Annotated in this window: 18 protein-coding genes; 12 read left to right on the top strand and 6 right to left on the bottom strand. The window is 70.6% G+C overall.

The annotated features are described in order from the left end of the window. Positions 1–6: 6 nt before the first annotated feature. The 7 genes from E1181_RS20140 to npdG all read left to right on the top strand — a co-directional run bounded on the left by E1181_RS20140 (position 7) and on the right by npdG (position 6,513). Entirely contained in the window at positions 7–1,923 is a 1,917-nt protein-coding gene (locus E1181_RS20140; RefSeq protein ID WP_235876896.1) for a hypothetical protein, read from the top strand. Between the two features lie 18 nt (positions 1,924–1,941). Beyond that, positions 1,942–2,526, top strand: a complete 585-nt coding sequence (locus tag E1181_RS20135) for a hypothetical protein (RefSeq protein ID WP_132677067.1) — start codon at positions 1,942–1,944, stop codon at positions 2,524–2,526. 5 nt (positions 2,527–2,531) lie between these two features. After that, the gene (locus tag E1181_RS20130) at positions 2,532–3,545 is read left to right on the top strand and encodes a C40 family peptidase (protein WP_132677065.1); all 1,014 of its coding nucleotides are present in this window, start codon (positions 2,532–2,534) and stop codon (positions 3,543–3,545) included. 44 nt (positions 3,546–3,589) lie between these two features. Further along, positions 3,590–4,039 (top strand): hypothetical protein, encoded by a 450-nt coding sequence (locus tag E1181_RS20125; RefSeq protein ID WP_132677063.1) that lies wholly within the window; start codon positions 3,590–3,592, stop codon positions 4,037–4,039. 111 nt (positions 4,040–4,150) lie between these two features. Beyond that, positions 4,151–4,309 carry a hypothetical protein gene (locus E1181_RS20120; RefSeq protein ID WP_372448861.1) on the top strand — a complete coding sequence of 53 codons (159 nt, stop codon included), beginning with the start codon at positions 4,151–4,153 and terminating at the stop codon, positions 4,307–4,309. A gap of 6 nt (positions 4,310–4,315) precedes the next feature. Further along, a complete protein-coding gene (locus E1181_RS20115; protein WP_132677059.1) occupies positions 4,316–5,767 on the top strand; it encodes an RNB domain-containing ribonuclease in 1,452 nt (483 codons plus the stop codon). Positions 5,768–5,847: 80 nt separating this feature from the next. After that, entirely contained in the window at positions 5,848–6,513 is a 666-nt protein-coding gene (gene npdG / locus E1181_RS20110) for an NADPH-dependent F420 reductase (protein ID WP_207922229.1), read from the top strand. A 73-nt stretch (positions 6,514–6,586) separates the two neighbouring features. Here npdG and E1181_RS20105 read toward each other — a convergent pair whose 3' ends face one another. After that, the gene (locus E1181_RS20105) at positions 6,587–6,979 is read right to left on the bottom strand and encodes a hypothetical protein (RefSeq protein WP_132677055.1); all 393 of its coding nucleotides are present in this window, start codon (positions 6,977–6,979) and stop codon (positions 6,587–6,589) included. Positions 6,980–7,188: 209 nt separating this feature from the next. Between E1181_RS20105 and E1181_RS20100 the strand changes: the two genes are divergently transcribed. After that, positions 7,189–7,575 (top strand): DUF4326 domain-containing protein, encoded by a 387-nt coding sequence (locus E1181_RS20100; protein ID WP_132677053.1) that lies wholly within the window; start codon positions 7,189–7,191, stop codon positions 7,573–7,575. A 46-nt stretch (positions 7,576–7,621) separates the two neighbouring features. Here the strand turns inward: E1181_RS20100 and panB are convergent, their stop codons facing one another. The 5 genes from panB to E1181_RS20075 form a co-directional block, all read right to left on the bottom strand. Beyond that, complete coding sequence (gene panB / locus E1181_RS20095) at positions 7,622–8,476, bottom strand: 3-methyl-2-oxobutanoate hydroxymethyltransferase (protein WP_132677051.1); 855 nt, start codon at positions 8,474–8,476, stop codon at positions 7,622–7,624. Positions 8,477–8,599: 123 nt separating this feature from the next. Continuing rightward, positions 8,600–9,391, bottom strand: coding sequence for a transporter substrate-binding domain-containing protein (locus E1181_RS20090; RefSeq protein WP_132677049.1), 792 nt, complete (start codon positions 9,389–9,391; stop codon positions 8,600–8,602). Positions 9,392–9,586: 195 nt separating this feature from the next. After that, positions 9,587–10,390, bottom strand: a complete 804-nt coding sequence (locus E1181_RS20085; protein ID WP_132677047.1) for an SWIM zinc finger family protein — start codon at positions 10,388–10,390, stop codon at positions 9,587–9,589. After that, positions 10,383–13,370, bottom strand: coding sequence for a DEAD/DEAH box helicase (locus tag E1181_RS20080; protein ID WP_132677045.1), 2,988 nt, complete (start codon positions 13,368–13,370; stop codon positions 10,383–10,385). The genes E1181_RS20085 and E1181_RS20080 overlap by 8 nt, the downstream gene beginning before the upstream one ends. Before the next feature lie 149 nt (positions 13,371–13,519). Further along, positions 13,520–15,265, bottom strand: a complete 1,746-nt coding sequence (locus E1181_RS20075) for an NAD+ synthase (protein WP_132677043.1) — start codon at positions 15,263–15,265, stop codon at positions 13,520–13,522. Between the two features lie 83 nt (positions 15,266–15,348). On the opposite strand from E1181_RS20075, the gene E1181_RS20070 reads away from it, so the two are divergent. The 4 genes from E1181_RS20070 (at position 15,349) to E1181_RS20055 (ending at position 23,922) form a co-directional block, all read left to right on the top strand. Beyond that, the gene (locus tag E1181_RS20070; RefSeq protein ID WP_132677041.1) at positions 15,349–16,926 is read left to right on the top strand and encodes an alpha/beta hydrolase; all 1,578 of its coding nucleotides are present in this window, start codon (positions 15,349–15,351) and stop codon (positions 16,924–16,926) included. A gap of 58 nt (positions 16,927–16,984) precedes the next feature. Then, the gene (locus tag E1181_RS20065; RefSeq protein WP_132677039.1) at positions 16,985–18,598 is read left to right on the top strand and encodes an SLC13 family permease; all 1,614 of its coding nucleotides are present in this window, start codon (positions 16,985–16,987) and stop codon (positions 18,596–18,598) included. 62 nt (positions 18,599–18,660) lie between these two features. Beyond that, entirely contained in the window at positions 18,661–20,004 is a 1,344-nt protein-coding gene (locus E1181_RS20060) for a glutamine synthetase family protein (RefSeq protein ID WP_132677037.1), read from the top strand. Positions 20,005–20,217: 213 nt separating this feature from the next. Next, positions 20,218–23,922: an FkbM family methyltransferase gene (locus E1181_RS20055; RefSeq protein WP_132677035.1), complete on the top strand. Its 3,705-nt coding sequence runs from the start codon at positions 20,218–20,220 to the stop codon at positions 23,920–23,922. Positions 23,923–24,522: the final 600 nt, after the last annotated feature.

Raw genomic sequence — 24,522 nt, 5'->3', positions numbered from 1 at the left:
GCGGTCGTGAGCATCGTGGTGATCGCCGCTGCGCTCGCAGCGGTGGCCGCCGTGCTGGTGGTCAATCGTCGGACGCGTTCGGCGGAAGTGCTGACGCCCCGTCGCCGTAGGGCCTACCTGCTGATCGCGGGCCTGCTGGCGATCCAGTCGCTGATGGCGGTCCCGGCCTGGGGCCAGAGCCTGGACTGCAAGGAGGCTCCGAACCCGGAGCGCCCCGGCTCGGGCATGGTGGGCGCGCTGGACCCGGCGCCGATGGGCGCGGGCAACCCGGGCAGCGCCTACGACGAGGTCGGCTACGCCGGTCTGATCTGGCACACCTACGACCTCGGCTGCGGCCCCCAGGGCGTGACCAACCCGAACGCGCTGGTCGACACCTGGGTCGGCAACGAGCTGTTCAACCTCGCCAAGAACCTGGTGGGCGCCACCAACGGACTGCACTACGCGCTGCTCAACGGCGACCTGATGGACCCGTTGGACGAGGTGATCGCCACCGGCACGGTCGCGCTCTACGACAGCGTGTTCGCGCCCTGGTTCGGCCTCGTCGCGCTGGTGCTGGCGGTCGTGCTGTTCCGCTACATCTGGCAGGGCGACCTCGCCAGCATCGGCAAGCGCGGCATGTGGGCGCTGGCGGGGTTGTGGTTCGCCTCGGCGACCTACCTGACGCCGCTGGTCTACACCCACGCGCTCGACGAGATCGTGATCACCGGGACCTCCGCGGTGCAGGCCGGTTTCCTGCACGAGGTCGGCGTGGACGAGGCCAACGCGCTGCCGACGCTGCTGCACGATCAGGTGATCTACCGCAACTGGCTGCGCGGCGAGTTCGGTTCGCCGGACTCCCCGCAGGCCCAGCAGCTGGGCCGGGAGCTGCTGCGCGCCCAGGCGTGGACCAAGCAGGAGGTCAACGCCGGGGCCGACGGCGGTTCGCCGGAGGGCAAGAAGCAGGCGTTCGAGGACGTCGCGGGCAAGATGGGCAGCGCCTACGGCTACTTCCAGGGCGTTGACGGCAGCCGCGTCGGCGCGGGCGTGCTGGGCAGCGTGCAGTCGCTGGCTTACGCCTCGTTCCAGCTGCTGGCCAAGGCCACCATCCTGCTGGCGCAGGTGCTGCTGCGGGTGCTGATCCTGGCCGGTCCGCTGATCGGCTTGATCGCGCTGGTCTACCACCAGATCCTGCGGATGATCGGCCGCGTCGCGGGTGCGGCGGTGCTCAACGTCGTGATGGTCTCGGCGCTGGCCGGTCTGCACACCCTGCTCCTGACCTGGATCTTCGACCCGACCCGCGGTTTCTCCGCGCTCACCCAGATCCTGCTGGCCGCGCTGATCACCATCGTGTTCCTGATGATCGCCAGGCCGATCCGGCGGATCGCGCAGATGGTCGAGCTGTCGGTGGGCACGGTCGGACGCGCGGCGCCGCGCGCGCAGGGCGGGATCTTCGCCCGCTTCGGCAGGCGGGGTGAGAACCCCTCCGGCGGGGAGTTCTGGGAGCAGGTCCGCGACAGCGATCCCGACGACGAGTACGGCGACCGGCCGCGCCGGAGGCGCCCGGAGGCGCTGCTGCCCGCCGTCGCCCAGCGGCTGGACCGCGACGACGACTCCGCGTCGCAGGGCTCCATCGGCTCGGGCGGTGCGGTCGCCGGAGCGCTGCCCGCCGGTGGCGGTTCCCCGCGCCGACCGGGCGGCATGCAGGGCGTCCCGGAGATGCGGGCAGCCAGTCGAGTGGTCGATACCAACCCGGTGGCGGATGCCAAGTGGGACGGGAACGACGAAGATCCGGTGTTGATCCCGTCGCGGGCGACGGTGGAGCGGGTGTCGGACCAACCGGCCGGCGCCGACTCGCCGCGCCTGGCCGACCGCGAGGTCGTGCAGGGACGTCCGGTGCACGTGATCTACCGGCCGTCCCGGGGACTGGAAGTGGCCGATGGCTGACCACACGAGGGGGAGCTGATGCCGATCCGGACGCACCGCGGGCGAGCCGCGGTGTACCGCAGGTTCTGGGGCTGGCCGCTGCGCTCGCCCAAGCACCTGGCGGCCGCCCTGGTCGTGGTGGGCGCGGTGGCCACCGTCGTCGGTCTGCTGCTGCCCGAACCACCGCCGAGCCGCAACGAGGCCGCCGGTGGGCGGACGACCGAGTACACGCTCCCGCCGCAGCGCTCCGCCGTGGTGCCCACGACCAAGCGACCGCCGACGATCTCCGTCCCGCAGGCCGGCCCGACTCCGACCGCGCCGGACCCGGCGGGCGTGGCGATCGTGGAGAAGTGGGGCGAGGCCTGGGTGAACCACCCGGTCGGCGCCGACCGCCAGCAGTGGCTGAACGGGCTGCGCCCGCTGACCACTGACGAGTTCCTCACCGAGCTGTCGACCGTCGATCCGGTGAACGCGGGCAACGTGATCACCGGGGCGCCGTCCGCGGTGAGCTCGACCGAGGGCTCGATGGTCGTCCGGCTGCCCAGCGACATCGGGGTGCTGAACGTGACCGTGAACAGGACCCCGGCCGGTTGGCGGGTGGCCCAGTACGACAAGGAAGGTTGACGCGCATGCGCAAGCTCGTGGTCGCTTTCATCGTGCTCGCGGGTTTCGCAGGAATGATCGGTCTCGGCGCGCTGACGATGCTGATCAGCAGCAGCGGCGGCAACCAGGGCTGGTCCAACTGCAGCGCCAACCTCGGGCCGTGGGGCAACGGCGCCGGGAGAGGTGAGCAGGACGCCGGTTCGCTCAAGCCGGAGTCCGTCGCGCTGGCCAAGCGCATCATCGAGGTCGGCAAGCAGCGCGGACTGCCGCCGCGCGCGTGGCAGATCGCCATCCAGGCGGGCAAGACCGAGTCGAACCTCGCCAACCTCACCCACGGCGACCGCGACTCGCTGGGCATCTTCCAGATGCGGCCCTCGATGGGCTGGGGATCGGTCGCGCAGGTCACCGACGTCGAGTACCAGATCAACAAGTTCTACGACGTGCTGCTGGCCGTTCCCGGCTGGGAGGAGCTGCGGCCCGGCACCGCGGCGCAGCGCGTCGAGCGCTCCGCGTTCCCGCTGCGCTACCACCGCTGGGAGCCGATGGCCGCGCACCTGGTCAGCGTCGAGGGCAACGTTCCCGGGATCTCCGGCTGCGAGGACCTGCCCGGGGCCAGCGTGCTGGCCGGCCAAGCCCTGTCGTACGCGAAGGCCCAGCTCGGCAAGCCCTACGTGTGGGGCGCGGCGGGTCCGGCGTCGTTCGACTGCTCGGGCCTGACGCAGCAGGCGTGGAAGGCTGCGGGTGTCGAGATCCCGAAGTACTCGCAGACCCAGTACTTCCAGGGCGGCGTCCACGTGCCGTTGGCACAGGCCCAACCGGGTGATCTCGTGTTCTGGGGGTACGGCCGCGATCCGAACGGAATTCACCACGTCGGGCTCTACTTGGGCGACGATCAGCTGCTGCACGCACCGCAACCGGGTGAATCAGTCGAGGTCACGAAGTTGTGGGACGGCGGGCAGCTGCTGCCGATGGTCGTCCGGCCCGCAGCGGACACGCCCGCGCCGCCCGGCGCGGTACCCGCCGCCGGAGGCGCCCGTTAGGTAAGAATGGCGTCGGCCTGCTGAAACTCCGGAAAGGGTTGCTCATGTTCACTCCGGACCCGATCCCGCGGCCGACCGGTCCGCCCGCGTCGAGCACGCCGCTCGGTGACTACCTGAACCAGACTCCGCCCGGAAGTTCGTCGGGTTACGCGGTGTTACCGCGTTCGCTCGCCGAGGCGATGCCGCTGCCGTGGCAGCACCAGATGCGCAACCTGCTCGCGGAGTTCTACCAGGCGTTCGGGCACGTGCGGTGGCCCGTCTACCGGGTGGTGCCGTCCCGCTACGAGCGGCTGGCCAACCTCGACGACGACCAGCTGGCCGAGGTCGGCTGCACCGTCGAGGTCGGCGACGACGGCGAGCTGGAGTACCGGATGCGCGACGGCCGCCGGATCGAGGACCCGGAGAACCACCAGGTGCTGGTGTCCTGCCTGGACCCGATCCCGCCGCGCGGCGTCCAGCCCCCGGCGACCCCACCGCCACCGCCGGCCTGGTGACGACTCGTGACGGCCGTTCGGACATCCCGGTCGATCCGGCGCGCGAAGCGTGACAGGCGGGCGATGTCGTGCGAGGCTCGGGGCATGGCCCGCGGAGGTTGGTACTTCTGTTTGAAGCATCGGCAGGTCGAGCCCAAATCGGGCTGCCGTGCCGCCGACCGCTTGGGCCCGTACCCGGACCAGCAGACCGCTGCTCGCGCGCTCGAGATAGCCGAGGAACGCACCGAGGCGGCCGATGAGGCCGACCGCCGCTGGAAAGAAGAGGACTGAGTTCTCGTGGCGGCGGCGGAGAGGTCCCCGGACGGCGTCCACGCTGTTCCTCCCGTTGCCGCGCACCCGTTGGGGCTGGACTTCGCCGCCGTCCGGCGTGAGCTGAACCTGCCCCGCGACTACCCGACGAGCGCGCTCGCCGAGGTCGAGCAGACCGTCGCCCAGCCGCTGCCGACCGGATTCCGCCACGACGCCACCGACCTGCCGCTGGTGACGGTGGACCCGCCGGGCGCCAAGGACCTCGATCAAGCGGTGCTGCTGCGACGACGCGGCAGCGGGTACCGGGTCCACTACGCCATCGCCGACGTCGCCGCGTTCATCCCGCCCGGCGGTGCCCTCGACCTGGAGGCGCGACGCCGGGGTCAGACGCTCTACCTGCCGGACGGCAACATCCCGCTGCACCCGACCCGGCTGTGCGAGGACGCCGCGAGCCTGCTGCCCGACCAGGTGCGCGTGGCGGTGCTGTGGACCATCGACCTCGATCCTGACGGTTCCCCGGAGCGGGTGGACGTGCGACGCGCGCTGGTGCGCTCGGTCGCCCGCCTGGACTACGACGGCGTGCAGCGCTCGCTGGCGCACGGCTGCGCGCACCCGTCGATCGAGCTGCTGCCGGAGATCGGCAGGTTGCGCCGCGAGCAGGCGTTGCGGCGCGGTGCGATCGAGCTGGGACTGCCCGAGCAGCAGGTGGAGTCCGACGGCGAGGGCGGCTGGCGGCTGGCGCTGCGGCCGAGGCTGGTCGTGGAGGAGTGGAACGCCGAGATCTCGCTGCTCACCGGCATGTGCGCAGCGGAGATCATGCTGGAGGCCGGTGTCGGTGTGCTGCGCACCGTGCCCGAACCCGATTCCGCCACTGTCGACGTTCTGCGGCGCTCGGCCAACCAGCTCGGGGTGCACTGGCCGGTCGGCCTGTCGGCGGCCGAAGCGCTCGCCGAGCTCGACCCGGCACGCCCGGAAGCGCTGGCGGTGCACGTGGCGGCCACCCGGCTGCTGCGCGGCGCCGGCTACACGGCGTTCGACTCCGGCGCGCCCGCCAAGTCCGGGCACGCGGGCATCGGCGCCTCGTACGCGCACGTGACCGCACCGATCCGGCGCCTGGTGGACCGGTACTGCGCCGAGATCTGCCTGGCGGTGACGGCCGGGCGCGAGATCCCGGGTTGGGTCACCGAGGCGCTCGGCGAACTCCCGTCGGCGATGGGCGGCTCGGACCGGGTCGCAGCGCAGGTCGAGCGGGCCTGCATCGCCCAGACCCAGGCGTGGTCGCTGGTCTCGCGCGTCGGTGAGGAGTTCCCGGCGACGGTGCTGCGGGTGCCCAACGGTGTCGCGGGTGAGGTCTTCGTCGCCGATCCACCGATCATCGCCCGCTGCACCGGCAGCGGCCTGGGCGAGGGCCAGCAGGTCCGCGTGCGGTTGGTGACCGCCGATTCGGAGCGTCGCGACGTCGAGTTCGAAGTGGCCTGACGCACACCTCGTGGCATTCTCGTGGCCAGTGGGTCGATTGTGGATCGTGAAGGTCGATGGCGACGAGAGGGGCCGTGAGGGTGACTGGCGTGCGGGAGATGACCGTCGGAGTGTTGGGCGGTACCGGAGCTCAGGGCCGGGGGCTGGCGATCCGCTGGGCCAAGGCCGGGCTGAAGGTCGTGATCGGGTCCCGCAACGCGGAGCGCGCTCAGCAGGCCGCCGATGAGATCAAGGAGATCGCGGGCGGCGACGTCACCGGCGCCGACAACGCGGGCTGCGCGGCGGCCTCGGACCTGGTGCTGGCGGCACTGCCGTGGGAGGGCCACGCCGACACGCTGAAGGCCCTGCAGACCGAGCTGGCGGGCAAGATCGTCATCGACTGCGTGAACCCGCTCGGCTTCGACAAGAAGGGCCCCTACGCGCTGCCGGTCGAGGAGGGCAGCGCCGCCCAGCAGGCGGAGCAGATCCTGCCCGACTCCCGCGTCACCGCGGCGTTCCACCACGTCTCCGCGGTCACCCTCGCCGACCTCGCCGTGGACCACGTCGACCTCGACGTCCTGGTCCTGGGCGACGACCGCGAGGCCACGGACACCGTCCGCGAACTGGCCGACGTCATCCCCGGCGTCCGGGGCATCTACGGGGGCCGCCTCCGCAACGCCCACCAGGTCGAGGCCTTCACGGCCAACCTCATCGCCATCAACCGCCGCTACAAAGCCCACGCAGGCCTCCGAATCACCGACGTCTGACCTGCACAGGCTCACGCCACTCGCCGGAATGGGTGGCGTGAGCCTCTGGAGGTTGGCCTGGAACAGGGATGGCTCAAGGTGCGGAGCTAGCCCTCCAGCCGATCGCCAGCCGCACCGCGTGGTAGTCACTGCTTCCGGATTCGTGCAGCTCGCGGCTCGCGTGCCGTTCAGCGGTTTCCCGATCGGTGTATACGGCGATGCCCGTCGGATCGCTGTTGCTGGAATCGATGTCACCGAGCAGGACGACGTACACGGTCTCACCGTCCACCAATGGCGACGTGCGGTCGGCTGTTCCCCGCAGGCGGTGCTCCTCCCAGCGCGCATGACGCCCGCGGACGGCACTTGCCTTTTCGAGGGCTTTGGCCTCTTCCTCGGTGGCGCACACCGCGATCAGCGGCTCGACACCTCCATCGACGCCCACGGGTGCAGTGCGCTCGTATACCAGCAGCACGATCGGTTCACGCACCGCATTCCTTGACCACAGGCGTCGGATAAACCCGCGCATAGAACGTTTCACCACCGTAGACGATTGTGCCGACAGTAGTACCGGCCCACGAGCCGTATCGAAGGAACTAGTGGGACCCAACCGGTTCTCAGCTCGACGCGGTGCGTGGGCTGACGCGCAGAAGGCCATCGCTGTTGGGGTTTGGCAGTCTGGGGGCGGAGGTGGTTCGGGTGCTGCCGGAGGAAGCGAGCAGTTGGAGCGATGACGAGCGCGAGCGGGCGGATGCCCTGCTCGACGGGCACGCGGTGGTGATCAACGTCCGCAAGGACGGACCGCACAAGCACCTGGTCCCGTGGCTCGTCGAGCAGGACCTGGTGACCTACGTGGGACATTCCGGACCGAGGCACTCGTGGCCGCAGTCGGACTTCGCCAGCCCGTTCGTCTCCGAGGCCAAGACCGACCGCGAAGCCATGGTCCGGCACTACGAGCAATGGCTCGACGGCCGCCCGGACCTCCTCGAACGCCTCCGCGAGGGCGAGCTCGCAGGCAGGGCGCTGGGCTGCTGGTGCGCCCCCAAACCCTGCCACGCGGACGTCCTCGCCCACCGCGCGCGCTGACGACCGAAAGCCGGGGCGTGCGAGCGCACACCCCGGCTTCGCCGCCTCAGTGGAAGGAGTGCTCTGGGCCGGGGAAGGTGCGGCCCTTGACCTCGTCGGCGAACTGCTCGGCTGCGCCGGAGAGGATGCCGCCGAGGTCGGCGTACTTCTTGACGAACTTGGCCGTGCGGCCGGTGTTCATGCCCGCCATGTCGGTCCAGACCAGGACCTGGGCGTCGCAGTCCGGGCCGGCGCCGATGCCCACGGTGGGGATGCGCAGCTCGTTGGTGACGCGCTTGGCGGCTTCGGCGGTGACCATCTCCAGCACCACCGAGAACGCGCCCGCCTCCTGCACGGCCCGGGCGTCGTCGAGCAGCTGTTCGGCCTGGTCACCGCGGGCCTGCACGCGGTAGCCGCCGAGGCCGTGCTCGTGCTGCGGGGTGAAGCCGATGTGGGCCATCACGGGGATGCCCGACGAGGTCAGCGCCTCGATCTGCGGGGCGAAGCGGCGACCGCCCTCCAGCTTCACCGCGTGCGCGCGGCCTTCCTTCATGAACCGGGTCGCGGTCTCCAGCGCCTGCTGGGGAGAGGCCTGGTAGGAGCCGAACGGCAGGTCGGCGACGACCAGCGCGTGCTCGGCGGAGCCGGTGACGGCGCGGGTGAGGGGCAGCAGTTCGTCGACGGTCACCGGAAGCGAGGTCTCGTAGCCGTAGACGTTGTTGGCCGCCGAGTCACCGACCAGCAGGACGGGGATGCCCGCCTGGTCGAAGATGCGGGCGCTGTACATGTCGTAGGAGGTGAGCATGGGCCACGGCTCGCCGCGCTCCTTGAGCTGCTGGAGGTGGTGGATGCGCACCTTGCGCCGGGTCGGTCCCGATCCGTACGGGGCCGCGGTTTCGCCCTGGTTGTGGGCAGCAGTCATCGTTGACCGTCCTTTTCCCTCGAGGCCCGAAACGGGTCCCCGGGTCGTTGCGGATGGTTGTACTCGCCAGCGTCGCACGCGGACCCCGGCGAGGCGATGACTGCTGCCTCACATCACAGCCGGTCAGCCGATCCAGGGGGCGGCGAAGCGCTGGTAGGTGCCGTCGTTGCGGGCGATGTCGAGGTAGTGGTCGACCCACTGCTGGAAGGCCACGTCGCCCTGCGGCAGCAGGTAGGCCTTCTCGGCGAAGGTGAACGGCTGATCCGGGTGCACCGGGCACAGCTCCGGGTGCTGCCGGGCCTGCCAGCGGGTCTCCGAGGAGTCGGTCATCATCAGGTCCGCGTGGCCGTCGATGATCTGCTGGAAGATCGTGTTGTTGTCCGGGTGGTCGACGATGGTGGCCCGCTTGAGGTTCTGCTTGGCGAACTTCTCGTTCGTGCCACCCGGGTTGACCACCGCGCGCACGCCGGGCTGGTCGATCTGCTCCAGCGTCTGGAAGCGGGAGACGTTCTCGCAGCGCGTGATCGGCGTCTTGCCGTCCACCCCGAACGACGTGCTGAAGAACGCCCGCTGCGCCCGCTCCAACGTCACCGACACACCGCCGACGGCGATGTCGCAACGCTGGGCGAAGTCGTCCAGCAGCGTCTTCCACGTGGTGGGCACGATGGTGGCGCGCACGCCGAGCTTCGCCGCCATGTCGCGGGCGACGTCGATGTCGATACCGCTCCACTCCCCGGCGGCGTCGCGGTAGGTGAACGGCCGGTAGTCGCCGGTGCTGCACACCCGCAGCTCACCGCGCTTCTCCACGTCCTGCAGGCGGTTCGGCGCCGCTTGCGGCGCAGGCGGCGGTGCGGAGCACCCCACCGTCACCGCCGTGGCCATGACCAACCCGATCCCGAACTTCACCCAGCGCATGCGGCCTCCCGATCTTCGTGCAGGACAAAGGCATAACCCGCCGACGCCGGGAAAGCCAGACCCGAGGTCCGGTAATAACGGGGAATCCCGGCAGGCAACCTCGTGCGGTGGGAGGCGTCTCATGGTTGGAGCGCGTGGGAGTCGTGCCGAGTCGGGGAGGGGAGCCACCTGGGGGTACTCCCCTCCCCGCATCGCTCATCTGGTGAACGCCCGGTACGCCGGCCGCAGCAGGTCGGTGACCGCGGTGCCGTTCACCTTCAGCGGCAGCGGCTCCAACTCGTCGAGCGCGGGAGTCCCGCTCGTGGCGGACTCGGGGGTTCCGGCGGGGGAGGGGCTGGTCCAGAAGTCGTGGAGGTGGTCCGACAACGGCGCCTCCTCCGAGGTCTCCTCGGGCGTGACCTGCTGGGTTCCGCGCAAGGCGCGCAGCCGGTCGAGCAGTTCCTCCCGGCGGCGGCCGCGCCACGCCAGGATCTGGAACGGGTCCTCGTCGAAGGACTCCGCGAGCAGGTAGCAGGTCGCGGCCAGGTGCTTGCACGGAATCTCCCAGTCCGGGCACGTGCAATCCATGGTCAGCTCGCGCATCGTCGACGGGAACAGCTCCAGCCCCAGCTCGGCGAACACCTCCTCCAGGTCGGTCGGCATCTCGCCGGCCAGCAGCTTCGCGGCGTACAGCGCCTGGCCCGCCAGCTCCCGCTCGATGTGCGCCCACTGCTGCGAGGAGAACGCCTTGATGCCGATCCGCGCCCGGTACGGCTCCTGCCGAGAGCCCTGCACCAGGCCGACGACGACGCTGGTCGACAGGGTCATGTTCAGCACCTGGCCGGAGCGCGCGTAGTTCTTGCCGCGCTGCAGCCGGCCGCCCATGCCGAAGGACTCCAGCACCTCGATGAACCGCTGCGACCACCAGGTCTGCGCGATCGTGCCGCGCTTGCTGCGCGCCTTGATGCCGCCGGTGACCCGGATCGGTCCGCGCGCCTCGAACTTCCACTGCTCAGGCACCGGTCGCCTCCGCGTCCAGCGTGACCAGCTCGCGCAGCTGCTGGGTGGACAGCTCGGTCAGCCAGTTCTCGCCGCTGCCCACCACCAGCTGCGCCAGCGCCTTCTTGTCCTCGATCATCTTGTCGATCTTCTCCTCCAGGGTCCCGATGCAGGTCAGCTTGCGCACCTGCACGTCCTGGCGCTGGCCGATGCGGAACGCCCGGTCGGTGGCCTGGTCCTCGACGGCCGGATTCCACCAGCGGTCGAGGTGGATGACGTGGTTGGCGGCGGTCAGCGTCAGCCCGGTGCCGCCCGCCTTCAGCGACAGCAGGAAGATCTTCGGGCCCTCGGGGTCCTGGAACCGCTCGACCATGGCGTCGCGGGCCTTCTTCGGCGTCCCGCCGTGCAGGAACGGCACCTCGGTGTCGAAGCGCGCCGACAGGTGCGGCACGAGATGCCCGCCGAACTCCGCGAACTGGGTGAACACCAGGGCCTTGTCACCTTCGGCGAGCACGGATTCGAGCAGTTCCTCCAGCCGGGCCAGCTTGCCGGAGCGGCCGGACAGCGCCGAGCCGTCGCCGAGCAGCTGGGCGGGGTGGTTGCAGACCTGCTTGAGCTTGGACATGGTCGCCAGCACCAGCCCCCGGCGCTCCATGCCCTCGCTCTCGGCGATGCGGGCGAGCATGTCGTCCACCACCGCCTGGTAGAGCGTGGCCTGCTCGGAGGTGAGGTTGCACAGCTGCTTCATCTGGATCTTGTCCGGCAGGTCGCTGATGACCGCGGGATCGGTCTTGACCCGCCGCAGCACGAACGGGCCGGTGACCCTGCGCAGCCTGGCCGCCGCGTCGGTGTCGCCGTCGCGCTCGACCGGAACGGCGTAGCGGGCGCGGAAGGTGCTCAGCGAACCGAGGATCCCCGGGTTCGCGAAGTCCATGATGGACCAGAGCTCGGCCAGCCGGTTCTCCACCGGCGTGCCGGTCAGCGCGAGCCGCTGCCGGGCCGAGAGGCCGCGAACCGCCTTGGCCTGGCGGGAATTGCTGTTCTTGATGTTCTGCGCCTCGTCCAGGACCACCCGCTCCCAGCGGATCTCGCGCAGACCCTCGGAGTCCCGCGCGGCCAGCGGGTAGGTGGTGATCACCAGGTCGTAGCGCTCCACCTCCTCGCGCAGGTCATCGCCGCTGAGCCTGCGGCCGCCGTGGTGGACGTGCACCCGCAGTCCGGGCGCGAAGCGCTCCGCCTCGCGCTGCCAGTTCCCGACCACCGACATCGGGCACACCAGCAGCGTCGGAGGGCGGGACTCCTCCTGGCGGGTGAGGGCTTCCAGCGCGAGCAGCTGCACGGTCTTGCCCAGACCCATGTCGTCGGCCAGGCACCCGCCGAGGCCGAGCCGGTTCAGGAACACCAGCCACGCCAGCCCGCGCCGCTGGTACGGGCGCAGCGTCGCGCCGAAACCGGCGGGCGGGTCGACGGGTTCGAGGTGCTGGTCGGCCTGGCCGGACATCAGCTCGCCGAGCCACCCGGTGGCGTTGACCTCCACGACCGGCAGCGGCCGCTGCTCCTCGCCCTCGCCACCGGCCTGCTTGAGCAGGTCGAGCGCGGTCATCTGGCCGGTCGCGTCCTGCTCCAGCATCGCCAGCCCAGCGGCGAGCCGCTTGCGGTCGACCTGCACCCAGCGGCCGCGCATCCGCACCAGCGGGACCTTGGCGGCGGCGAGTTCGGCGAGCTCGTCCTTGGTCAGGGTCTCGTTGCCCAGCGCCAGTTCCCAGCGGTAGTCGATCAGGGCGTTCTTGTCGATGCCGGATTCCTTGGTGACCGCGCCCGCGGTCCCGGAACTGGTGGCGTTGAGCTTCAGCCCGAGCTGCCGTTGACCGCGCCCCCACCAGGACGGCAGCAGGACGGCGAATCCGGCCTGGTCGAGCTGGGCGGCGCGGCTGAGGAACTCGTAGGCGCCCTCGGTGTCGAGCACCAGCTCGGTCGGGTGCGAGGAGCGCAGCGCGGTGTCGAGCTCGGGGCAGATCCGGCTGGCCCGGCCGAGTTCGGCGAGCAGCAGTTCCTGCGGCTGATCGACCCAGCGCCGCAGCACCTGGGTGTTGTCGGCCCACACGTCCTGGGCGGAGATGAGCACGCCCGGGTCGTCGACGGCCTGCAGCATGAACTCCACGATCCAGTCGGGATCGTCGTCGTCCGGTGCGTGCAGCCGGAAGCAGGTGCGCAGCGGGCTCTGCCCGGCGAGGCCGCTGCGCCAGGACTCCAGCTGGTGGGCGAGCTTCCGCAGCTGGGCGCGGTCGCCGTCGAAGTGCGCTTCACCGGACAGCGCGTTCAGCCAGGACGCCGTGACACCTCTGCCCTCGGTCATCTCACCGGGGAGCTTGCTGCGGGCGATGCCGTCGACCAGCGCGTTGAGCGCCGCGTGCAGGACCTTCTCCGGGGCGTCGCCGCCGGCGGCGCGCAGGGCGTGCGGCATGGACTCGCGCAGCGCGACGAACCGCGCCGAGTCGGAACCCGACAGCGCCGGGGCCCAGCGCGCGGCGGGCCGCTCGTCCTCGAAGACCAGCGAGGGCAGCACCCGACCACCGGCGACGAGGGCTTCGGCGAAGTCGGCGAGCTCGCGCAGGAACCGCGCGTCCGACCCGATCCGGCACCCGGGCAGTTCGGCGGCGAGCAGTTCGGGCAGGTCGGAGGGCCGGATCGCCACGGCGGGCACCTGCCAGTACCGCAACCGCAACTTCCCGCGCGGTGCGGCGCCGGCGGTCAGCGGGTCCCGGACCAGCTCGGGAGACGCCACCGGCGCGGCGGCGAACGACGGGAGCGCCAGCTCAACGCCGTCGACGGCCACGCCCTCGACCGCGAGCGCCTCGAGCAGCTCGTCCGCGGGGACCCCGAACGGATGCGCCAGGACCCCGGCGGGAGCCCGGCCGGGCAACCGAGCGGGCAGCTCCGAGTCCTCCGCCCACACCAGCAACCGGTCCGCGGAGTCGCACAGCGCGTGCACAACCCACACAACCGGCCCCCAATGCCTCGGACGAACCCAGCGACGTCCCGGAACGAAGTTCCCGCGAGTCTAGGGTCCGCGCTTTCCCTCACGTTCGGGTGGCGGGGGCGGGAGCAGGGCGGTTCCGGTCCGAACCGCCACCACCCGAGGTGGGACGCCTACGGCGCGATCTCGCGCCAGCGGTTGGTGATGGGCAGCCGGCGGTCGCGGCCGAACGCCTTGAACGTGATCTTGGTGCCCGGCGGGTACTGCCGGCGCTTGAACTCAGCCCGGTCGACCATCCGCAGCACCCGCTCGACCAGCTCCGCGTCGAAACCGTCCGACACCAGGTCCTGGTAGCCCTTGTCGCCCTCCACGTAGCCGTCCAGGACCACGTCCAGCACGTCGTACTCGGGCAGCGAGTCCTGGTCGGTCTGATCCGGGCGCAGCTCGGCCGACGGGACCTTGCTGATCGAGTTCTCCGGGATCGGCGGCACCTCGCCGCGCTTCTCGGCGGCGTCGTTGCGCCACCGGGCGAGCTTCCACACCAACGTCTTCGGCACGTCCTTGATCGGCGCGAACGCGCCCACGGCGTCGCCGTAGATCGTCGAGTAGCCCACCGCCAGCTCGGTCTTGTTGCCGGTGGCCAGCACCAGGTGGCCGTGCTGGTTCGACAGCGCCATCAGCAGCACGCCGCGGACTCGGGCCTGCACGTTCTCCTCGGCCAGCCCGGTCAGCTCCAGCTGCCGCACGTAGATGTCGACCATGTCGGCGACCGCGTGGGTCTCGAAGTGGCAGCCGAGCCGTTGAGCCAGGTCGGCGGCGTCCGAGCGCGAGTGCTCCGAGGAGTACACCGACGGCATCGACACGCCGTGGACCGCATCGGGGCCCAGCGCGTCGACGGCCAGAGCCGCGCACACCGCCGAGTCGATGCCGCCCGAGAACCCGAACGTCACCGACCGCGCGCCGTTCTTGTGCACGTAGTCGCGCAGTCCGGTCACCAGCGCGCCCCACACCTCGGCCTCGTCGGACAGCGGTTCGGCGGGCACCGGAAGCGGACGCGGCTCGAAGCTCGGCACCGGCGCGGGCTGCAGGACGGTCCGCTTCACGTCGAAAGCGGGCATCCGGATCGGACCCGGCTCGGCCGGAACCGTCGTCGAGGTGTGCCCGCCCGAGGTCAGCTCCAGATCGGCGACCAGCAGGTGCTCGGCGAACTGCGGCGCCCGCGCGATGATCCGCCCCTCCGCGTCGGCGATCAGCGAATCGCCGTCGAAGACCAGCTCGTCCTGCGCGCCCACCAGGTTCACGTAGGCCAGCGGAGCGCCCGCCTCGACCGCGCGGGCCGACACCAGCGGAACCCGCTGGTCGTCCTTGGAACGCTCGTACGGCGAGGCGTTGATGCACACGACCATGTCCACGCCGACCTTGCCCAGAGCCGCCACCGGCCCGCCGTTCTGCCAGATGTCCTCGCAGATCACGACACCGACGTCGACGCCGTGCAGCTTGACGATCGGCAGCTCGAAGCCGGGCGCGAAGTTGCGCGCCTCGTCGAAGACGCCGTAGTTCGGCAGGTGGTGCTTGTTGTAGGTGGCCACGACCTCGCCGCTGTAGAGCAGCGACGCGGAGTTGCGCGGCCCCTCGTCGTCCCGGCCGAGGTGGCCGACGACGACCAGCGCGTCACCGCATCCGTCGGCCTGGAGATCGCGCGCCAGCTGCTCGAGCGCGTCGCGGTTCGCGGCGGCGAACGACTTGCGCAGCGTCAGGTCCTCGATCGGATAACCGGACAGCGTCATCTCCGGGAACGCCACCACGTGGGCGCCGTCCTGCACAGCCCGTCGGGTCCAGTCCCGGACCATCGAGCTGTTGCCGGCGACGTCGCCGACACACGTGTTGACCTGTGCGAGTGCGATCCGCAACTGGGGCATGCGCCCATCTTCGCGCACCCACCCAGGTGGTGTGCCCCTGCCCGACATGAATCACACGGGCATGTTCATGTCACGATCTCGGAATGGCCCGACCACACCGAGTGCTCACCGCGATGACCCTGCTCGTGCTGGTCGCCGGAGGGTGCGTCCAAGGCGATCAGGCCCTGGAGCCGCACAACGAGCGCAAGGGGCCGGTCGGCCCGATCCCCACCGGACTCGACCGGTACTACGGCCAGGAGCTCGCGTGGGGCCCGTGCTCGGACTACGCCACCACCTCCGCAGACCGGACCGCGTTCCAGGACCCGGCTCTGGAGTGCGCGCGGCTGGAAGTACCGATGGACTACGCGCATCCGGAAGGCAAGACGATCCGGATCGGCGTCCTGCGCAAACCGGCCACCGACCAGCAGTCGCGCATCGGATCCCTGATGGTCAACCCGGGCGGCCCCGGCGCGTCGGGGATGAGCGCGGCGGCGAGCCTGACCACGAGCGTCAGCGACAACGAGCTGGGGGAGCGCTTCGACCTGGTCGGCTTCGACCCGCGCGGCATCGGCGCCTCCGAACCCGCGGTGCGCTGCCTGAACGACTCCGAGCGCGACACCGAACGCCTCGACTCCGACGCGGACACCTCCCCGGCAGGCGTCGCCCAGTCCGAGCGGGAGGAGCGCGAGTACGCGGGCAAGTGCGCCGCGCGCACCGGCGTGGACATGCTCGCCAACGTCGGAACCCGCGACGTGGTGCGAGACCTCGACGTGCTGCGTTCCGCGCTGGGCGAACCGAAGCTGAACTACCTCGGCTACTCCTACGGGACCCGGATCGGCTCGGAGTACGCCGAGAGCTTCCCCGGCAACGTCCGCGCGATGGTCCTCGACGGCGCGATCGATCCCGGGCAGACCACGGTGGACGCGCTGGTCGCGCAGGGCGCCGGCTTCCAGCGCGCCTTCGACGACTTCGCCGCCTGGTGCGCGGCCCGCTCGCGGTGCACGCTCGGCCACGATCCGGAGCAAGCTGTCCAGCAGTTCCAGCGGCTGACCCGCCCGCTGGTCGACAACCCGGTGCAGGCGGGCTACGGCCGCGAACTGTCCTACCCGGACGCCACCATGGCGGCGATCCAAGCGCTCTACGCGCCGACGCTGTGGGAGAGCCTCGACACCGGGCTCGCCGAACTCGAGCAGGGCCGCGGCCAGACGTTGCTGAGCCTGGCCGACAGCTACTTCGGCCGGGACGCCAGCGGCCGCTACAGCAACACCACCGACGCCTTCGACGCGATCCACTGCGTCGACGACAAGCGGGTCACCGATCCCGAGGAGGTCCGCAAGGCCGACCGCCGCTACCGGGAGGCCGCGCCGTTCCTCGACGACGGCAACCAGCCGAGCTCGGCCCGCGACATGTGCGCGTTCTGGCCGGTCCCGGTGACCGGCGAGCCCACCCAGCCCCAGGTCGGCGAGCTGCCGCCGGTGCTGGTCATCTCCACCACCGCCGACCCGGCAACGCCGTACCAGGCGGGCGTGCAGCTCGCGCAGGCGCTGCACGGCAGGCTGCTGACCTACGAGGGCACCCAGCACACCGTGTACCTGCAGGGAGTGAGCTGCGTGGACGACGCCGGAACCAACTACCTGGTCGACCTCCAGGTCCCGCCGGAGGGAACCCGCTGCACGGGTTGATCGATCCGCTCGGAGCCAGTGGTGGTGAACCAGGTCACATGGCGCCTATCGTCGGCACATGGATCATGCGGACAAACCGGGCGGGAAGCCCGCTGAGCAGAGCGTGACTTCGGTGCTGCTCTCCGGCAGCACGTACAAGAGCCTCGGTGAGCAGGTGCTCTCCCCGGCGGAGGAGCGGTTCGAACGCGCCCGCCGCACCACCGGCCTGTTCCTCGCCCCGGCGTTGACCATCCTGTTCCTGCTCCTGCCGACCCAGCTCGAACCCGCCCAGCACAAGCTCGCCGCGGTGCTGCTCGGGGTGATCGTGCTGTGGGTGTGCGAACCGGTGCCGATCCCGGTGGGCGGACTGATCGGCGTCGCGGCGGTCGTGGTCCTCGGCGTCATGCCGCCCGACGACGTGCTCGAACCGTTCGGCTCCTCAACGGTGTTCACCTTCATCGGGGCGTTCATCCTCGCCCAGGCGATGCTGCGGCACGGCGTGGCCAGGCGCTTCGCCTTCACCATCCTGTCGCTGCCCGGCGTCGGCAAGAGCGCCTGGCGGGTCATCACCGCGTTCGGCGTGATCACCTGCCTGCTCTCGGCCGTGGTGTCCAACACCGCCACGGTCGCGATGCTGCTGCCCACCGCCGTCGGCATCCTCGCCGTCATGGCCGAACTCGTCCGCAAGCAGCTGCCCGAAGGCGAACCCTTCGACCCGCTGCGACTGCGCGTCGGCGTCGCCCTGATGCTCATGCTCGCCTACGGCGCGAGCGTCGGCGGACTGCTCACCCCGATCGGCTCGCCGCCGAACCTCATCGGCCGCGGCCTGATCGAGGAGGTCACCGGTCAGCGCATCTCCTTCCTGCAGTGGATGGCCATGGCGGCACCCGTGTGCCTGGTGATGTTCGCGGTGCTGGCCGTGGCGCTCCTGCTGCTCAACCGCCCGGAGATCAAGAAGCTGACCGGTGTCGAGGAGTACGTCGCCGACGAGCGCGCCAAGCTCGGTTCGCTGTCGCGCGCGGAGAAGAACACCCTGATCGCCTTCGCGATCACCGTCGTGCTGTGGGTGACACCGGGGTTCGTGGCGCTGATCGCGGGCAACGACTCGGCCGCCTACGACGCCGTCAGCGACCGCCTCGACGAGGGCATCGTCGCCGTCCTCGGCGCCTCCCTGCTGTTCCTGCTGCCCACCGACTGGTCCCAGCGCCGCTTCACGCTCACCTGGACCGAAGCCTCCCGCATCGACTGGGGAACGGTGGTGCTGTTCGGCACCGGCATCATCTTCGGCTCGCTGCTCGCCGACACCGAGCTCGCCAAGACCATCGGCGAGGGAACGGCCGGGTCGCTCGGCCTGAGCAGCGGCATCGCGATCACCGTCTTCGCGATCGTGCTGGCGGTGATGGTCTCCGAGACGACCTCCAACACCGCCGCCGCCTCGGTGGTGGTGCCGATCGTCATCCCGGTGGCCCTGGCGGCCGGAACCAATCCGTTCGTGCCGGCCCTGGCCGCCACCTTCGCGGCGTCCTTCGGGTTCATGCTGCCGGTCTCCACGCCCCAGAACGCCGTGGTCTACGGCTCGGGCGCGGTCCCGATCACCAAGATGATCCGCTCCGGCGCGGTGTTCGACGTGGCCGGCGCGCTCGTCATCGGACTCGTGCTGCCGTTGATGGTCGCCGCTATCGGGTTCGGGTGAGCACCTCGGCACCGGCCACGCCGATCAAGACGATCGCGAGGCCAGGAAGTTAGAGTGCGGCTATGAACCGCCAGCAGGAGTTTGTGCTCCGCACCCTGGAGGAACGTGACATCCGCTTCGTGCGGCTGTGGTTCACCGACGTCCTCGGCATGCTCAAGTCAGTGGCGATCTCGCCCGCGGAACTGGAGGGCGCCTTCGCCGAGGGCATCGGGTTCGACGGCTCGGCGATCGAGGGCTTCGCCCGCGTCTACGAGTCCGACATGGTCGCCAAGCCCGATCCGAGCACGTTCCAAGTGCTGCCGTGGGAAACCGCCGACGGCGAGCACTACTCGGCCCGGATGTTCTGCGACATCCAGATGCCCGACGGATCGCCCTGCTGGTCGGATCCGCGACACGTCCTGCGCCGGACCCTGTCGCGCGCCACCGAATCCGGATTCACCTGCTACGTGCACCCCGAGATCGAGTTCTTCCTGCTCAAGGGGCTTCCCGGCGACGGCAGCGAGCCCGAGCCGGCCGACTCCGGCGGCTACTTCGACCAGTCCAGCCACGACGCCGCCCCGCACTTCCGCCGCAACGCCATCGAAACCCTCGAAGCGATGGGCATCTCCGTGGAGTTCAGCCACCACGAGGGCGCGCCCGGCCAGCAGGAGATCGACCTGCGCTACGCCGACGCGCTCACGATGGCCGACAACGTGATGACCTTCCGCTACGTGGTCAAGGAAGTCGCGATCACCCAGGGCGTGCGCGCCTCGTTCATGCCCAAGCCCTTCAGCAACCAGCCGGGCTCGGGCATGCACACCCACTTCAGCCTCTTCGAAGGCGACCAGAACGCCTTCTACCACCCCGAGGACCCGTACGAGCTGTCCGAGACCGGACGGGCGTTCCTCGCGGGCATCCTGCACCACGCGCGCGAGATCAGCGCCGTGACCAACCAATGGGTGAACTCCTACAAGCGGCTCGTCATCGGCGGCGAAGCTCCGACCGCGGTCTGCTGGGGTCACGCGAACCGGTCCGCGCTGGTCAGGGTGCCGATGTACTCGCCGGGCAAGTCCTCGTCCCGTCGCGTCGAGGTCCGCAACCCCGACTCGGCCTGCAACCCGTACCTGGCCTACGCGGTGATCCTCGCCGCCGGTCTCCGCGGGGTGGAGAAGGGCTACGAGCTGCCGCCGGCCACCGAGGACGACGTCTGGAGCCTCACCGAGTACGAGCGCAAGGCCGCCGGCTACGCCAACCTGCCGCAGAACCTCACCGAAGCGCTCGGCGAGATGGAGAACTCCGAGCTCGTCGCCGAAACCCTCGGCGAGGAGGTGTTCAACTTCTTCCTCCGCAACAAGCGCGAGGAGTGGAACAACTACAGGAGCCGCGTCACCCCGTACGAGCTCTCGTCGATGCTCCCGGTCTTGTAGCGGAACTCGTGCTTGCTCGGCGGTGCGGGTGGGACCTGATCGGCGCTGTGGACTCCGCGCGCCTCGACTGATGCATGTCCGTCGAGGCGCGCTCGCCACAGCACCGCTGGAGAACCCCGGCGGTGCGAGGTGCTCAGGCGGGGCCCGGCTTCGCCGCTCGCCTGACGGGACCACGGAGTTCTTCTGGGGAGCGTGGGGCGATAGGTTGCGGGCGTGACTGATTCGCAGCCGCACCCCGAGCACGACGAAACGCGCTCCGGCGAGTCCGCCGTCGAGCTCCAGTCGGGCGTTCTGGAGCAGTCGTCGGAGTCCGTCGAACCCGAGTGGCCCGCCGAGCAGCCGGCCGCGGGCCGGTCCTCCTCGATCACCCTCATCGGCTGCACCCTGGCCTGTCGCGACCAGCTCCCCGCGGCGCGCGTGCTGCGCAAGAGCTTCCGCGAGCACCACCCCGGGTCCCGGTTCGTCCTGCTGATCGTCGACGAGCCCGGCGCCGTCCGCGAGGAACCCGACGCGCTGTCGATCACCGACATCGGCGTCGACCCGCAGGAATTCGCCAGGCTGGCCATCGGCTGCACCGCCGAGCAGCTCCGCGGCGTGCTGCGTCCGCGACTGCTCAAGCACCTGCTCCGGTCGGGCTCGACCGTGCTGCACTTCGAACCCTGGGTGCAGGTCTTCGGCCCGTTCACCGAACTCCTCACCGGGCTGACCGCTGAACGCCCGGTCGCCCTGGTCCCCCGCGTGCTGCACCCGCTGGCCGCCGACGGGCTGCGCCCCAGCCCGGCCGATCTCGCCGACTCCGGCACCTTCGACTCCAGCGCCTTCGCGGTCCGCCCCGGCGCCGAGGACCTGCTGACCACCTGGATCGAGCAGCTGCGCCACGACCCGACGATGACCGCGCCCGTCCTCGACGGCGCTCCCGCGCTCGTCGACCACAAGGTGATCCGCGATCCGGGCGTCGGCCTGTCGGTGTTCAACGCCGCGCAGCGCGAACTGGACGTCGCCGACGGCGAGCACGTCGTGGACGGATCGGTGCTGCGCAGCGTGCACTTCGACGGCTTCCAGCCGCAGCGGCCGTGGCTGCTGTCGGCCGATTACGCCGACAACCCGCGGCTGCTGCTGTCGGAGAACCCGGTGCTGGCCGGGCTGTGCGCGAGCTACCGCAACGCCCTGGTCGACGCCGGCTACAGCCGCGAACAACCGCACCCCTTCGACGCCCTTGCCGACGGCGTCCTGCTGCCAGACAGCCTCCGCAGCCAGTACCTCGACGTCTGGCTCCGCGGCGGCGACGCACCGCCGAGCCCGTTCGAACCCGACGGTGCCGCGGCGTTCAAGGAGTGGGCCTGCGCCCCGGCCGACGACCGGCAGCGCACCTCGGGCGGATCCCGCTGGACGGCGTCGGTCTGGGCCGACGACGAGCTCCTCCGCCGCGACTATCCCGATCCGTTCGGCGCCGACGCCGAGGCGTTCCACGAGTGGTGCGCGGGCGTCGGAGTGGCCAGCGGCCGGGTGCCCGCCGAGGCCGTGCACCGCCGCACCGGCGGCGACCTGGCGCTCGTGGACCAGCTCGGGGTCGCCGTCCTCGGCAGCGGGCCGCTCGCCGACCTGATGCGCACCGCCGTCGGAGCCTCCGGCCTGCCCTCCGCCGACACCGCCTACTACCCGGTGGTGCTGCGCTGCGCGCCCGGCCTGTCCGTGCCGGCAGGCCGCTACGTCATCGACGTGCACACCGGCAGCGGCGGCCTCGACTCGGACGCGGCCGAGACCTGGGTCCTGTCGGAGAGCAGCCGCGCCGCGGTCCGCCGGAACGGGGTCAAGACGCGCGTGGTCACGCTGCCCGCACCGGAGCGCGAGCGCATCGACTTGCCGACCCGCAAGGGAGCTCGCGCGCGGTTCGAGCTCTCCGAAGAGTTCGTCATCGCCGCCCACGTCGACCACGCCGCCGAGCGCGCGGACAACGCGCTCGGCCTCGTCTCGGCGTTCCTCACCGCCTTCGCAGAGCGCGACGACGTGCGCCTGCTGATGGCGGTGAACGGCGCTTCCCACCACCCGGAGGCCGCCGAACGGCTCCGCTTGGCCACCGCTGCGGATCCCCGCGTCAGGCTCGTCGAAACCGACGTCGACCTGCACGCGCTGGTCGCGGCCGCGGACTGCTTCGTCTCGCTGCACCGGGGCGACGCGGGTGACGAGCACGCCTTGCGGCTGCTGGAGGTCGCCGCGCACGGCGTGCCGGTGATCGCCGGTGAGCACGGCGCTGTTGCCGAACTCCTCGGCGCCGAGTGCGCGCGCCTCGTGCCTTGCCAGGGCGTCAGCGAACCGGACGTCGAGGCCGCCGCCGAGATCATGCGCGACGCCGCCGACGACCCCGAAGGCACCGCGGCGTTCGGCGTCGCGGCCAGGGAGACGTTGCTGGGCACGCACACCGTGGCCCGCGCGGGCGCCCGCCTGCGGGAACGCGTCGAGCACGCCTACCGCAACTGGCGCACCAAGTGGTCCGGCGACAAGCACGGCCAGTTCGACGACCCGCTGCGCCCGCTGCTGGTGGCGCGGCACGCTCTGCACCGCGCCCCGGACGTGGGGCAGAGCAGCAACGCGATCGCACCGACCCTGCGCAAGGCGGTGCTGCGCGCGCTGAGCCACTACGACGACCACATCCGCGACGTGCTCCGCTCGCTGGTCGACGGGGTCGAGCAGACCGCGGGCGAGCTGCTGCGCCGCCAGTACGAGTCGGACGGCGACGGTGACGTCGAAGGCATGCGCGCCGAGCTCGCGCAGCTGCTGCGCAGGCAGGACCAGTTCGGCGCGCAACTGGTCGGCACCGACGACGGCCTGGTCCGCGCCCGCGCGGACCTCGCCGATCAGCACCGCAGGCTCCGGCGCCTGGAGGAGTCCGGGGTCCCGGCGAGCACCGGTGGTTCGGACGAGCGGGTCGACGCGCTCGCCGAACGCATCGACGGCCTCACCGGCGCGCTGGAGAAGGTCCTCGACCGCATGGACGCGATGGAGGCGAGGCAACCTCGGCACGACCTCGAGTCCGGGGTCCGCAGCGCGGCGGGCGACGCGGCGAACGCGTTGCAGCGCACCGACGTGCTGCAACGGATCCTGCTGCGCGAGCACGAGCGCGCCACCGGGGGAGGGGACGGCACCACGACGCCGGTGCTCTGCGACGCAGGGCTGATGCGCCTGCCCGCGGACGACGCGCTGATGCTGCCGTGGTTGTCGTCGAACCCCTCCTGGGACGCCGACGCCTCAGCGCTCATCGATTCGCTGCTCGAACCGGACGGCGTGTTCCTCGATGTCGGCGCCTACGTCGGTTACCAGACCGTGCGGGTGCTGAGCAGGCTCGGGAACAGCGGTGCGGTCGTCGCGGTCGAACCCAGCCAGCAGGCTCGCGCGCTGCTCAAGCACAACGTCGAGATGAACGTGCCCTCGGCGTGGGCCAACCGGCTGCTGCTCATCGAGGGCGCGGCCTGGGACGGCCCGGGGGAGCTGGCGGAAGAGCCCGCACTCGCCGGCGGCGTGTCGGTCAGCCCGATCGCACCGGATGCCGGTCAGGAACAAGGCGACCGGGTGCCGGCGTTCCGGCTCGACAAGGAGCTGGAGAACCACGCCTCGCTGGAGAAGCTCAAGCTCTCCGTGGTGCACGTGGACGTGGGCGCCAGGGTCCACCGGGTCCTGGGAGGCCTGGTGCGGATGCTGCGCCGCGATCGTCCCTCGATCGTGTGCTCGTTCACACCGGACGCGATCAGCGGGCTCGGCGATGATCCGGCAGCTGCGCTCCGTGAGTTCGGAACGTGGGGTTACGAGCTCGTGCCGGTCGGCCGCGACCGTCCGGTCGAGGCCTCTGACCTGCTGGAAGCGATGAAGGCGGCCGGCGGAGGAAGCAGCGTGAAGCTCTGGCTGCGGCCGAAGCAGAAGTGACCCCGCGCTGGGCCGAACGGGTGGCGTCAAGGTCTGAGCAGGCGATTTGACATTGACGCAGAGTGTGCGTAACTTTCTCTTCGTCGCACGGAAAGCCGAACGACGCGGAGTGTTCGCGGCGAACGGCACCGGGAGCGCCACGAGGTTCCGAACTCGGTTCGGGCTCACGTGACAGCGCAAACCGGTTCGGGGCGCGCGGTTTGACACCGCGAAGCGCACCGGGTAACGTAAGGCGGTCGCTGGGTAGAGGCGGAGCTCCGGTTCCGCGTCCGACCGGCAGTTGATAACTCGAATAGGGCTCGCGCTTCCGGCGAGAAAATAAGGGGGACCCCCCTGAAAACGCCGAAAAGAGAGCCTGCTAGAGTTACCAACACAAGAACGAGGAAATGACTCCCCGGAGTTCACGGCCCTGAGAATGGGTTGTGGCGATGGTGTGGGTGTGTTCTTTGAGAACTCAACAGTGGACTGTTTTGGTTAGTGTTCTTTTATGCCCCTGACCAGTTGTCTCTTCGGAGATGGTGGTTGGTGGTTTCTTTGAGTATCACGCTCCGACCTTTGGGTTGTTGAGTGTGTGCTGGGATTGTTTCAACAAGGCATTGT

It is taken from the genome of Saccharopolyspora terrae, from assembly GCF_004348435.1.
Taxonomy (GTDB): Bacteria; Actinomycetota; Actinomycetes; order Mycobacteriales; family Pseudonocardiaceae; genus Saccharopolyspora; species Saccharopolyspora endophytica.
Note: the sequence above shows the minus strand (reverse complement) of the source record. Positions and strands in the feature narration are given on the sequence as shown.

What these genes read in the sequence shown, in the direction of transcription:
- E1181_RS20135 (WP_132677067.1), top strand. Translation starts at nt 1,942, where the DNA reads ATGCCGATCCGGACGCACCGCGGGCGAGCCGCGGTGTACCGCAGGTTC.
- E1181_RS20130 (WP_132677065.1), top strand. Translation starts at nt 2,532, where the DNA reads ATGCGCAAGCTCGTGGTCGCTTTCATCGTGCTCGCGGGTTTCGCAGGA.
- E1181_RS20125 (WP_132677063.1), top strand. Translation starts at nt 3,590, where the DNA reads ATGTTCACTCCGGACCCGATCCCGCGGCCGACCGGTCCGCCCGCGTCG.
- panB (WP_132677051.1), bottom strand. Translation starts at nt 8,476, where the DNA reads ATGACTGCTGCCCACAACCAGGGCGAAACCGCGGCCCCGTACGGATCG.
- E1181_RS20090 (WP_132677049.1), bottom strand. Translation starts at nt 9,391, where the DNA reads ATGCGCTGGGTGAAGTTCGGGATCGGGTTGGTCATGGCCACGGCGGTG.
- E1181_RS20075 (WP_132677043.1), bottom strand. Translation starts at nt 15,265, where the DNA reads ATGCCCCAGTTGCGGATCGCACTCGCACAGGTCAACACGTGTGTCGGC.
- E1181_RS20070 (WP_132677041.1), top strand. Translation starts at nt 15,349, where the DNA reads ATGGCCCGACCACACCGAGTGCTCACCGCGATGACCCTGCTCGTGCTG.
- E1181_RS20065 (WP_132677039.1), top strand. Translation starts at nt 16,985, where the DNA reads ATGGATCATGCGGACAAACCGGGCGGGAAGCCCGCTGAGCAGAGCGTG.
- E1181_RS20060 (WP_132677037.1), top strand. Translation starts at nt 18,661, where the DNA reads ATGAACCGCCAGCAGGAGTTTGTGCTCCGCACCCTGGAGGAACGTGAC.